Genomic DNA, 12,590 nt, shown 5'->3' on the forward strand with positions numbered 1-12,590 from the left:
AGGTCGAATAAATCCGTGAAGGGTCGGATAAAGAGCGTGAACGGTCGAATAAATCTGTGAACCGCCCAAAAAAGCTCAGGATGAAATCAACTGGAACGTTTTTAAAATAAAAAAACTGCAGGCAAACTTGCGTTTGGCTACAGTTCTTCTTTTATTTTAAAAAATTAGATTTGCTATTATGCCGATCACGACAATTGCGCCTATCACCATTAAAATGGTTCTCATATCTATACACCCTCTTCATAACGTAGTTGGAATCATTTAAATATTAACGGTTTGGTTTGATTGGAAAGCGAATGCACTTTCATCATTTTCTTTACAAATGGCCTGTACTTTTTCCAGCATGGCATGTACATTCTCGCCTTCAAGGATGACTTTCATTGTTGCACACTCTTGAAGAATGAGCACAAAGGATACGAAAGTCGAAAGTTTCTTGGCGTCGACCAATTTATGGTTGCAGATAAAATATATATTCCCTTTAAATTCTTTTGTAACTTGATATAGGTTCATGATTTGTCGCATGGATAATCTTTTATTTGTTTTAATGTCAGAAGAAATCACTTTATTCATGTCGTTTGCTCCTTTTGTTTTTATACTTTTGGAAAAGCATAATCAAGATGTCAATTCGGCTACAACTTTAAAAAAATGAACAAGTATGTTTGGTCTTTTTTATGTAATTGTTAGCGGGTCATGTTGTATATTTACCCGAGTGAAAGATTTTGAAACCTATTTGAAAATTTCTATTTTTGAAGGGAGAAGGAGAATGCTCACACTTATTAAAAATGGGGAGCTATATGGTCCCGAATATATGGGCCAAAAAGATATCCTCTTGGTTGGAAAGCAAATTGGCTTCATCGAAGACAAGATTGAGGTACCTGACAATTTCGTTGAATTGGAGGTGATTGATGCGAGTGGCCAAATCGTGGCTCCGGGTTTTATAGATGGTCACGTACATATTATCGGCGGAGGCGGGGAAGGGGGCTTTAAAACGAGGACTCCTGAAATCCAATTAACAGATGCCACTTTAGCGGGTATAACGACATTGGTAGGGGTCATCGGAACAGATGGAACGACAAGGACGATGCCAGCACTGCTTGCTAAAGCGAGAGCTCTTGAAGAAGAAGGAATTAGCTGCTTCGTTCAGACTGGTTCCTATCAAGTTCCAGTCAAGACGTTAACCGGTAAGATCGAAGATGATTTGATTCTTGTGGATAAAATTATCGGCGTTGGCGAGATAGCCATTGCCGATCACCGTTCCTCGCAGCCGACTGCAGCTGAGCTGGCTAAACTGGCCTCTCAGGCGCGTAATGGAGGTCTGCTGTCCGGGAAAAGCGGTATCGTCAACATTCATGTCGGGGACAGTCTTGATCATTTGCATGTAATTGAGGAAGTTGTCGAGACAACGGAAATACCGATCACTCAGTTCTATCCTACACATATAAACCGAAATCCGCATTTATTCAATGCAGGGGTGGAATATGCAAAAAAAGGGGGTTATATCGATTTTACGACAAGTACGATCGAGAAGTTCCTTGAAGAAGGGGAGGTTAAAGCAAGTACAGCAATAAAAAGGGCACTGGAAGAAGGCGTTGAAATCGGGCAGATCACCATAACTTCAGATGGACAAGCCAGCCTGCCTGACTTCGATGGAAACGGCAACCTGCGGGGTTTGAACATTGGTACATGCATGTCCTTATATGATTGCGTTGTCGATGCGGTCCTTGAGGATGGAGTGACAATTGCCGATGCCATACGAGTTGCGACGGCAAACCCGGCAAACATTTTAAAACTTTCTGCAAAGGGACAGCTTGCGGCAGGTAAGGACGCCGATATCATCATAATGAAGAAACAAACTTTAGAAATAAATAGTGTTATCGCGATGGGGCAGATCATGGTCAAGGATGGTGAAGCAGTCGTGAAAGGAACATTTGAAAAATAGATCTTTCTAATTTTGGGTGCTATTTCCGTGCGAGTTCTACCCATTTATCCTGAATTGAAAAAAGGGGTAACATTGATCTAATTTCGGATTTCTGAAAGAGGGTATGTGTAATGATTTCCACTCCAGGCACTCTCTTTCAGCGGGCGGTCCGGGAGCCTCTTCGGCACTCGCCTGCGGGTCTCCCTCGACGCGCTTTTCCCGCAGGAGTCTCGAACACCCGCTCCAATCAACTGGAACTTCTTTTTAAGAAGTATTATAGGGAAACTTGCTCTTCACCAATTCGTCTAGAGTCTGGCGATTTCATCAATTTTTCGACAAAAGGAGTTTCGGATTTCTCGCCCTGAACCAAGATTTTAAAAGTAAACTTGATTATCTTTCATGTTTATTACTGTAATCCTCATTGGATTGAAGAAATTTGCGATACTCCTGCCGAATAACTGGCTAGCCGAGACCCCACAGGCGCATGCTTTGATGCGGCTTGGCAGACAGTCGGCGGAAAGGGAGCGGATTTCTGAAATCAACTGGAATATTCTGTTAGAAAAAACCGTATGCAACTGGATTTCTTGGAGTTTGTATACAGTCTAAGACCCTTATTATATAATGGGTCTTTTTTTGTGCTGGATACTTTTTGGATGAGGTCGTGAATCGATCGAGCATATCAACAATTTGTAGGAATAAATGGAAATTAATCCATTAAAGGTTCTCATTTTCAAAATGAAGGTGAAGTATCAGAAAACATATTCTAAATAAAGGTAATTTACGAAAAATTCATTCTATTTAACATATTATTAAAAACTTGGATGTATTATCCTTTTATATAAGGCACTGTAGTTTATGAAACAGCATTTAATCACAGACATAAAAACCAATAAAACATTTTGGGCTGTTATTTCATGACTGTTCAAAACCTTGGTATGTTTGCGAATCAAATCTATCTTAAGGGGAGAAATGAAATGGAAAAGACGGGAAACCCAATAATGAAAGCGCATTCAGGTGGAACTGAGCCGGAAATGTTTCGTGTATTGACTCCTGAAGGGGAAATCATTGAAACGATTGATGGAAAAATCGATAAATCACTTATGTTAAAGATGTATGAGAGCATGCTCCTGCTCAGAACATTTGACCGAAAATCAATTAATCTCCAGCGCCAAGGCAGGATTGGAACATATGCACCTTTCGAAGGACAGGAAGCATCACAGGTAGGAAGCGCTTTAGCGTTGTCGGCAGGTGATTGGATGTTTCCCACATACCGTGATCATGGAGCTGCAATCATTCATGGACAGGAATTATACCGCGTTTTCCTATATTGGATGGCACATTTTGACGGCTCAATTTGTCCAGAAGGAAAAAGGATTATGCCTCCAAGTGTTCCCATTGCCACTCAAATGGTTCATGCGGTTGGTACAGCTTGGGCAAGTAAGCTTAAAGGCGAACAGAATGTTAGCATTGCTTATTTTGGTGATGGAGCCACTTCTGAAGGGGACTTTCATGAGGCACTGAATTTTGCTGGCGTTTATAAAACCCCGACAATCTTTTTCTGCCAAAATAATGGCTACGCAATCAGTGTCCCTTTTGAAAAGCAATCGGCATCCAAAACGATATCCCAGCGGGCTGCTGCTTATGACATCCATGGAGTAAGGGTGGATGGAAATGATATTTTTGCAGTATGGCTGACTGTTAAGGAGGCTGTCGAAAGAGCGCTTAAAGGGGAAGGGCCTACATTGATCGAAGCCATTACCTTTCGCTATGGCGCCCATACTACTGCAGACAATCCGAACATATACCGCGATCAGGACGAAATTTCAAAGTTCTGGAGGGAAAACCGCGATCCCATAACACGTCTTAGAAAGTATTTGATTAAAGAGGGTCACTGGAATGAAGAGCAGGAGGAATTGGTGATAAAACAATTCAACGAACTGATCGATGCTCACCTTCAAAGAGCCGAAGGGCATCCAAAATCCGACCCGCTCGAAATGTTTAACCATGTATATGCCAAGGAGTCATGGCATCTAAAGGAACAGAAGCAGGAATTGAACCAAATCTTAAGGAAAGGCGGGAAGAAATAATGGGCAAAAATTTAACGATGCTCCAGGCTATTACGGAAGCGCTGGACCAAATGCTGGGTCATGATGATCGCGTGATGATTCTGGGTGAGGATATTGGAGTGAATGGCGGGGTTTTTCGATCGACGGAAGGGCTTTATGAGAAGTATGGAAAAGATCGTGTTGTCGATACGCCATTAGCTGAATCCGGAATCATCGGCTCTGCCATTGGTTTAGCCCTTAACGGAATGCTGCCCATAGTTGAGATCCAGTTTCTCGCCTTTATTTATCCGGGATTCGAGCAACTCGTTTCCCATGCTGCCCGTATGAGGTATCGTACTCGTGGGCAATTTGGGGTGCCCCTCGTAATCCGTACGCCATATGGTGCCGGAATCAGGGGTCCTGAACTTCATTCCGAAAGTGTCGAAACCTTCTTTGCCCATACTCCGGGTTTAAAGGTGGTTGCACCCAGTAATCCATATGACGCAAAAGGGCTGCTCATTTCAGCGCTCGAAGATCCAGATCCGGTGATTTTTTTGGAACCGACTAAATTGTATCGGGCCTTTAAGGAAGAAGTTCCCGACGAAATGTACCGAATACCCATCGGTCAAGCAAAAGTGGTCCAGGAGGGAAGCGACCTGACCATTTTTGCATGGGGGGCCATGTTAAGGGAGGCATTGAATGCCGCGAAAAAGATTGAAGCGGAAAAAGGCTGGCAGTGTGAAGTGGTCGATCTAAGGACATTATATCCTCTGGATAGGGATACGATCGTGCAATCCATTAAAAAGACAGGTCGTGCATTAATCGTCCATGAAGCCCATAAGACTGCCGGATTAGGTGCGGAGATCATCTCCATCATTAATGATGAAGCTCTTATTTACCTGAAAGCGCCGATTAAGCGTGTAACAGGATTTGATGTTCCGGTTCCGCCGTTTACAATAGAAGATCATTATTTACCGACTGTTGACCGGGTAAAACAAGGAATAGTCGAAACGATATCATTTTAATTGTGATCAAGGGAGAAGGAGGATGACGCATGATGGAATTTAAACTTCCTGATGTAGGGGAAGGGATGCATGAAGGGGAAATTATCCAATGGCTCATCAAAGAAGGGGATGCTGTAAAACAGGATCAACCCATTGTTGAGGTGCAAACGGATAAAGTCAATGCGGAATTGACTGCTCCCGCAGCGGGAGTGGTCAAGAAGATATTTTTTTCCGAAGGGGATATCGTGGAAGTGGGGACCACAATATTCACAATTCAGGAAGAGAACGATATGTCAGTTCCGGATACAGGCATTATTGAAGAAGAAAACCAAATCGTGCAATCTGGCGATGTAAAAGTGAATGCAGAGCATATTACGACTAAACAGCATCATGAGGCTGTGCGTGCGCTGGCAACACCATTCGTGCGCCAATTGGCGAGGGAAATGAAGATTGATATCGAGAAGGTTAAAGGCTCCGGTCCATCTGGGCGAATTACCGAAAGTGACTTGAAGCAGGTTAAAGAAAATAATTCGGTTACACGGGAAAATGCCAAACAGCTTGATGACAGGATTGTTCAAGATATGGCCCTGATGAAGGATGCCAACCAGGCAAAAGGTTTGGAAAATGAGCGGGAAGAGCGGATTCCGCTTAAAGGCATTCGTAAAAAAATCGCTGAACATATGGTAAAGTCGGTTTCGACCATTCCTCATGTAACCCATGTAGATGAATTGGAAATGGACCGATTGAAGGAATTTAAAAATCAATTAAAGGAGTACTCCGATGATAAGGATATTAAATTGACCTTTTTGCCATTTTTCGTTAAAGCCATTGTCATCGCCTTAAAGGAGTTCAAAACATTAAACGCTTCAATTGATGAAAGAACCAATGAGATCATCCTGAAAAATTATTATCACATTGGGATTGCGACGAATACAAACGAGGGTCTCATTGTACCGGTCATAAAACATGCCGATCAAAAAACCATTTTCCAACTAGCTGATGAAATCAGGCGATTGGCAGCCCAAGCCCGTGAAGGGAAGTTGAACATAGATCAAATCACAGGCAGTACATTTACCATCAGCAATGTAGGACCTATCGGAGGCATGCACGCGACCCCGATCATTAACTATCCGGAAGCGGCCATATTAGCTTTGCATAAAATGGAACATCGCATGGTCGTTCGCGATTTGGAAGGTGTCATCCGTTTAATGATGAATATGTCACTTTCTTTCGACCATCGTTTGATTGATGGGGTAACAGCGGTGCATTTTACCAATAGAATCAAGGAATTGCTGGAAAATCCAATTCGTTTAGTTGTGGAGATGAGATAAATGGTAGTTGGGGAAGTTGCTGTAGAGACGGATGTTGTCATCATGGGAGGAGGTCCGGGAGGATATGCTGCGGCTATCCGTCTCGGCCAGTTAGGAAAATCGGTCGTGCTTGTTGAAAAGGATAAGCTGGGCGGGGTATGCCTTAATCGGGGCTGTATACCATCAAAGGCATTAATTCACGCAGCAGATCAATACCAAAGTCTTAACGATTTAGGGAAAATGGGAATCCGGCTGCCTCAGGAAAAAACCATTATGGACTTGGGAGTTTGGCAGGATTGGAAAGCGGGCATCACATCTCAATTGAGGCAAGGTATTGCCCATTTGTGTAAGGAAAATGGAGTGACGGTGGTTAAAGGTCAAGCAACCTTTTTATCTGATGACCGCATTGGAGTCGAAACCGATGGCGATTTTGAAACCTATAAGTTTGAGCAGGCAATTATTGCGACGGGGTCCAGGCCTTTCATTCCATCCTTCATTAAAGTCGATGGAGAATATATATTGGATTCGACTTCATCTTTGCAGCTGCAGGAAGTTCCTTCAAGCTTGTCAATCATTGGCGGAGGATATATCGGAATCGAATTGGGTATGGCATTTGCAAAGCTAGGTACTAAAGTGACCATCATTGAAATGGCCAATCGCATACTCCCCCAAGTTGCTGAAAACCTGGTAAAGGAAGTCACAAGGAATGCCAAGAAGCTTGGGATGAATATCAAAACCTCCTCGAGGGTAGAAAAGGCGACAGTAGTGGATGGCCAAGTACATCTTCATGTGTCCTCGGAAGAACAGGGGACGGAAGTGGTCGTGAGCGAAAAAACCCTGGTTACAATTGGAAGGATGCCTAACACTGAAGAAATTGGCCTGAATCGGGCTGGAGTTACGGTTGGCGAGAAAGGCCATATAGCAGTGGATATGGAATGCCGTACAAATGTGCCGCACATCTTTGCCATCGGCGACACTACACCTGGTCCGGCTCTTGCCCATCGAGCATCCAAACAGGGAATCGTGGCAGCTGAAGTGATAGGGGGGCTGGCAAGTGCCGTAGACTCACCTTATGTTCCCTATGTAATCTTCTCGGAACCACAAATAGCTGGTGTTGGTTTAAGCCGTGAAGAAGCTGAACAACAGGGATACAGCGTCAAGGTCGGCAAATTTCCGTTCAGTGCCAACGGAAGGGCGCTTGCAACGAATGAAACGGAGGGATTTGCTGAAGTGATCGTGGATGCCAATAGCCACATATTGCTCGGGATGCATATGGTAGGTGCTGATGCTTCCAACCTTATAGGTGAAGGGGTCCTTGCCCTTGAGCTGGCGGCTCGGGTCGAGGATATAGCCCTCAGCATGCATCCTCATCCAACTTTGACCGAGGGGTGGATGGAAGCGGCTGAGGCAGTTTTGGGACATGCGATTCACATCGTAAATAAATAACATAACTGGAATATGTATCATGGGGATTACCAATGTAGTCCCCGATTAGAATGTTTCATTATAATAGAGTCAGAAACCCAATCATTGGTCCCCGTAAGGCAGGGCTATCTTCAAGTCACTCCATTTCGAAAATCTGACCCGGCGTTTGACCAAACGGGAGCCGTATTAGCCTGCAATGATTCCACTTGTAAAACTAATGGCTTATTGATATCATTTTTACTTTGGGGAAGTATGAGAAGAGTTTTCAAGAAGGCTTTGCATCCTTCCACTCCTAAACCATAACGGTTGATGAGATAACTTATCTATTCGCCATTCAACGATTGAAATGGGTTTGATTTTTTATATGAGAAAATTATGGAATGAAGGAGGCAAATGTAATGGAGTCAAATGGTGGGTCACTGCAAAAGAAATTATTGCCGCGGCATATAAGCATGATGGCAATGGGAGGGGCAATAGGTACTGGGATTTTTAAAGGAAGTGCCGAAACCATATCGTTAGCAGGGCCAGGAGTCATATTCACTTATATTTTTGCAGGATTATTACTGCTTGTAGTCATGGGTGCTATAGCAGAAATGGCAATTGTCTATCCAAATACAAATATGAAGGGTTTCGTTCAGAAAGCATTCGGTAAGCGCTTTTCCTTCATCGTAGGCTGGATGTATTGTTTCATGTGGCTGTCCGTATGTGTCATTGAGGTAGTGGTGGCAGGAAGCTTCTTGCAGTATTGGCTCCCGGCAATCCCGCTATGGGTATTAAGTTTAGGGTGTGCGGCTTTCATCATTGGGATTAACATGATGAATGTCAAAAATTATGGTGAATTCGAATTTTGGTTTGCTGGCATCAAAATTACAATGATCATCTTATTCATCATATTGGGAGCCTGTATTTTATTTGGAGCCATCCCAAGCGGCGGATCTAATTATCTGCAAAACTTCACAGGGCATGGAGGGTTTTTCCCAAATGGGTGGATGTCCATCTTTTCGGCATTACTGATCGTCATGTTCTCGTATGGCGGTTCCGAGTTAATAGGGGTGACGGTAACGGAAGCAAAGGATGCGGAACGCATTTTACCGAAGGTCATTAAAAACTATATTTGGAGAGTCGTATTATTTTTCACCTTACCGATACTTGTAATCTGCGGTTTGATTCCATGGAACGAAATTAGCGACCAGGCAAGTCCGTTTGTACAAGTTTTGTCAATGTCAGGTTTTCAAGGATCTGCACATATCATGAATTTCATTTTGATTACGGCCGTCTTATCAGCCGCTAACTCTGGAATATATGGGTGTACCCGAATGCTGCATTCTTTAGCTGCAGAAGGGGAAGCTCCCAAGTCGTTCTCTTATGTATCAAAAAATGGCGTTCCATTGTATAGTTTGATATTAAGTGCAGTTGTATTGGTCGTCGGTTCCATGATTACTTTCGTTGCACAGGACCAGGCATTTACTCTGTTAATGGCTTTTCCGGGTTTTGTAGTATCACTTGTATGGATCAGCATCTGTTTAGCGCAGCTAAAACTTCGCAATTCATATCCCAAGGCTCCGAGTTTTAAATTGTGGGGCTTTCCATATGTTACCTTGTTTACCGTAATCACCTTAAGCATCATTTGTGTCACGTTCGTGTTCAGTGAACAGAATCGGATCAGTATCATTGCTTGCCTGATTGTGTTGGCTGCATTAATCTCGATTTCGATTTTTAAATTTAAAAGTGTGGATGCACAGGAAACTCCTATAATAGAAAAGGATATTGCTAAATAAATCCACGTAAAAGATACGGCATGGGCAAAGGCGTCCATGTCGTATCTTTCATTAATGATCATTGTTATACAGCAACTTCATTTCAATCGGTCATGCACCAGACGTTTTATTGATTATATGTTGTAAGGATGCTATGAATCTCTCGTTTTCAGGCGGAGTGCCGATGGTCACGCGGATCGTATTTTCATAGCCTAGCAAATGACCTGAACGGATGATGACACCCTGAATTAATAACTTCTCAAAAATATCCCTGCCAGGCTGGTTCAATTTGACCATCAAGAAGTTGGCATGTGAAGGGAAGAATGTTAATCCCATCTTGCTTAGTTCGTTTTCTAAATATCTTCTTCCTTCCCCATTTTTACGGACACATTTCTCAACGAATGGATGGTCGTCGAGGGAAGCGAATGCCGCAGCCTGTGCTAAACGGTTGGTATTGAAGGGTTCCTTCACTTTAACTAGCTCTTGTATGATGGATGCATCCATTAAACCGTATCCAATCCTTAATGCAGCCAGGCCATAAATCTTAGAAAAGGTGCGTAAGATAACCAGATTTGAATGCATATTTAGAAGTGGCAAGGTTTCTAAATATTCTCCATCTTCGACGTATTCATAGTATGCTTCATCAACGATCAGCAAAATATGTTTCGGCACCTTTTCGATAAAAGAGCGCAACTTTTCTTTTTGAACGATCGTTCCTGTTGGATTATTAGGATTACAGACAAATATCATTCTTGTTTTTTCTGTTATGGCCTCATACATACCTTGCAGGTCATGTACACCATTAATAAGAGGTATCTTTACAGGTGTGCCGCCGTCAATCAATACATTCGTTTCATACCGTGGAAATGTCACATCAGCCATGATGACTTCATCATTTTGTTGAATATAGGTTCTTGTTAACAAACGTATCACTTCATCAGAACCATTTCCCAAAATGATATGATCTTTATTGATATTCAATTTCCTTGCCAGCTTTTCAGCTAATGCCGGTGCCATACCTTCAGGATAAAAGGAGGTTTGCTCCATCTCGGTAAGCATGGCTTCTTTTGCTAGAGGTGAGTAACCGAATGGGTTCTCATTGGATGCCAATTTAACGATCGTTTCAAGACCAAGTTCACGTTGCACTTCTTCAATTGGCTTGCCGGAAACATATGGGCTAATGCTTTCAATGTTTTGTCGAACCGGGATTTTCGTAAAGGTCAATGCGGGTTCCTCCCTTTGGTAAATTCTGAATTTTCTTTTTCTATTTGATTATTTTAATGATAGAATATTAACTGGTAAAATTACATACAAAAAAGAATGTATTTATTGCTATCCATACAACATTTTAAAGAAATATATGCTTATATTCCTTCATTATGAAAGGCGGTTGCTTCATGGATGAAATAGATGTCAGGTTACTGGAACTTTTACAAAGAGATGGACGCATTACGATTAGTGAACTATCGAAGAAATTGGCTCTCAGTCGACCTAGCATCTCTGAACGGATGTATCGCCTGCAAGAAAAGGGGGTCATTGAGGGGTTCAGCGCAAGAGTTTCACCTCTGGCAATAGGAAGGGGTGTACTTGTGTTCATTCAGGTGAGTGAACTTAAGGTTCCTGTTTCCGATTTTGAAACATTGGTGAAAAATGATTTAGACATTATCGAGTGCCATCGTGTAACAGGAACAGTTGGATATTTTTTGAAAGCGGCTTTAGCTGATATGGACAGTATGAGATTACTGATAGATCGATTGATACCCTATGGACATCTTAATACATCCGTGGTTTTGACATCCCCGGTACCTTCCCGCTCCATTCTTCCAAGGATCAATGAAATGGAGGATCATGGGGCGAAATCCTAGATAAATCGATTCGTTCAAGTTATTGAAGTGTTTTGAACTAGGTCTTTTTCAGAAAGGAACGAGCAAGATGCTCGTTCCTCAGAGTGTAGAAAAAACCCTTTTCCCAAAATAACACTAAAGAAAAAGGGGTTTTTCTTCTTTTCATATAGTTTGTTGCTCGGATGGATAATACTATATATTGACGCTTATTGGGATAAAAAAACAGCTGTCGACTACAGTCTGAGAGTTCATCATTTAATTAGATGAACTCTGTATACTTATACTGTTTTAGTTCCCGATGATTAATAAATTAATCATATTTTATTTATATTTAACTTTTATATAGGGAGCACCTACACCATATGCAGTATTTGAATAATACGTATTTATAACCTTTCCGGTAGGGCTTTTTACTACGTGTTTAAATCTCTTGAAAGTAATATCTGCCCAAACACCTAATCTACTATATTTTTTTGAATTAGCTGGGATTGTTGTAGAAACTGAGGTATTATGAGCTACGCTAACGCCCACATTATAACCACCATAACTATAAGAACCAGAAATAGTATAAGATTTTCCACGAGAAATAGTATAACTGCTTGCTTTAGCCCAAGCGTTTGTAAGAGGGTGGTAGTTTACCCATTTTTCTTTTGCTGTATTAGTAGTAATGGTTTTTGTTGTAGTTTTATTACACGTTGCGCATGTAGGAACAATTTTTATAATTTGGCTATCTAAATAAGCACTATAGTCTTCTACTGTATCAAAAAATACTAAGGTCCCATCGTTTTTTGTTAAACTGTACGGAGCATCAACTGTTAATTCCACATTAGCTCCTTCAATTTCAACAATAGAACCGTCTACATTTTCTGCTGAAACCTTTGCTAAATTCCAAGAACAGATTAATAAAATAAACAGACTGAAAAGGCTAAGAAGTTGAATGTAAAACTTTTTGTTATTCATCCTCATTTTAATCCTCCTTTTTTCTGAATTTTCTGTGTATGGTATACACCTTATAGTATATAATACAAATTAACTAAATGGAGGTAATATTATGAAATTATTAGCCGGTACAATAGCATTGTCTGTTTCTTTTATACTATTTATTTATTTGTATGGTTTAAAAGTTGATCACTCTATTAAATACAACGGAAGTTTTTATACCTTTCCAGCAATACTATTATTGATAGCCGTATTTTGTTTTGTATCAATTATGGCGAAAAACAACAAAGATTGAACGAAAAAAGTGATTAGTAAAAAAGCCCCTAATCAAAAAGAGTAAGGGCTCAG

12 protein-coding genes are annotated in these 12,590 nt (G+C 41.5%); 9 read left to right on the forward strand and 3 right to left on the reverse strand.

The features are described from left to right. Positions 1–261 precede the first annotated feature (261 nt). Positions 262–570, reverse strand: a complete 309-nt coding sequence (locus ABC374_RS04030; RefSeq protein WP_241590726.1) for a hypothetical protein — start codon at positions 568–570, stop codon at positions 262–264. Positions 571–763: 193 nt separating this feature from the next. On the opposite strand from ABC374_RS04030, the gene iadA reads away from it, so the two are divergent. The 7 genes from iadA (at position 764) to ABC374_RS04065 (ending at position 9,480) form a co-directional block, all read left to right on the forward strand. Further along, a complete protein-coding gene (gene iadA / locus ABC374_RS04035) occupies positions 764–1,939 on the forward strand; it encodes a beta-aspartyl-peptidase (RefSeq protein WP_413016088.1) in 1,176 nt (391 codons plus the stop codon). Positions 1,940–2,317: 378 nt separating this feature from the next. Next, complete coding sequence (locus ABC374_RS04040; RefSeq protein WP_413016090.1) at positions 2,318–2,524, forward strand: hypothetical protein; 207 nt, start codon at positions 2,318–2,320, stop codon at positions 2,522–2,524. 368 nt (positions 2,525–2,892) lie between these two features. Next, positions 2,893–4,005: a pyruvate dehydrogenase (acetyl-transferring) E1 component subunit alpha gene (pdhA, locus tag ABC374_RS04045; RefSeq protein ID WP_413016092.1), complete on the forward strand. Its 1,113-nt coding sequence runs from the start codon at positions 2,893–2,895 to the stop codon at positions 4,003–4,005. Then, entirely contained in the window at positions 4,005–4,988 is a 984-nt protein-coding gene (locus ABC374_RS04050) for an alpha-ketoacid dehydrogenase subunit beta (protein ID WP_350301631.1), read from the forward strand. Before pdhA ends, ABC374_RS04050 begins: the two co-directional genes overlap by 1 nt. Before the next feature lie 29 nt (positions 4,989–5,017). Then, a complete protein-coding gene (locus tag ABC374_RS04055) occupies positions 5,018–6,298 on the forward strand; it encodes a dihydrolipoamide acetyltransferase family protein (protein ID WP_413016095.1) in 1,281 nt (426 codons plus the stop codon). Next, positions 6,299–7,723 (forward strand): dihydrolipoyl dehydrogenase, encoded by a 1,425-nt coding sequence (gene lpdA, locus ABC374_RS04060; protein ID WP_413016097.1) that lies wholly within the window; start codon positions 6,299–6,301, stop codon positions 7,721–7,723. A gap of 377 nt (positions 7,724–8,100) precedes the next feature. Beyond that, on the forward strand, positions 8,101–9,480 hold the full coding sequence (locus ABC374_RS04065) for an amino acid permease (protein WP_413016099.1): 1,380 nt from the start codon (positions 8,101–8,103) through the stop codon (positions 9,478–9,480). Between the two features lie 90 nt (positions 9,481–9,570). Here ABC374_RS04065 and hisC read toward each other — a convergent pair whose 3' ends face one another. Beyond that, complete coding sequence (gene hisC / locus ABC374_RS04070) at positions 9,571–10,683, reverse strand: histidinol-phosphate transaminase (RefSeq protein WP_350301635.1); 1,113 nt, start codon at positions 10,681–10,683, stop codon at positions 9,571–9,573. 173 nt (positions 10,684–10,856) lie between these two features. On the opposite strand from hisC, the gene ABC374_RS04075 reads away from it, so the two are divergent. Beyond that, on the forward strand, positions 10,857–11,324 hold the full coding sequence (locus ABC374_RS04075; protein WP_413016102.1) for an Lrp/AsnC family transcriptional regulator: 468 nt from the start codon (positions 10,857–10,859) through the stop codon (positions 11,322–11,324). A 300-nt stretch (positions 11,325–11,624) separates the two neighbouring features. On the opposite strand, the gene ABC374_RS04080 is transcribed toward ABC374_RS04075, so the two are convergent. Beyond that, positions 11,625–12,263: a hypothetical protein gene (locus ABC374_RS04080; protein ID WP_413016104.1), complete on the reverse strand. Its 639-nt coding sequence runs from the start codon at positions 12,261–12,263 to the stop codon at positions 11,625–11,627. A gap of 91 nt (positions 12,264–12,354) precedes the next feature. Between ABC374_RS04080 and ABC374_RS04085 the strand changes: the two genes are divergently transcribed. Continuing rightward, positions 12,355–12,537, forward strand: coding sequence for a hypothetical protein (locus ABC374_RS04085; RefSeq protein ID WP_413016106.1), 183 nt, complete (start codon positions 12,355–12,357; stop codon positions 12,535–12,537). Positions 12,538–12,590: the final 53 nt, after the last annotated feature.

Source organism: Peribacillus phoenicis (genome assembly GCF_047238085.1).
GTDB lineage: Bacteria > Bacillota > Bacilli > Bacillales > DSM-1321 > Peribacillus.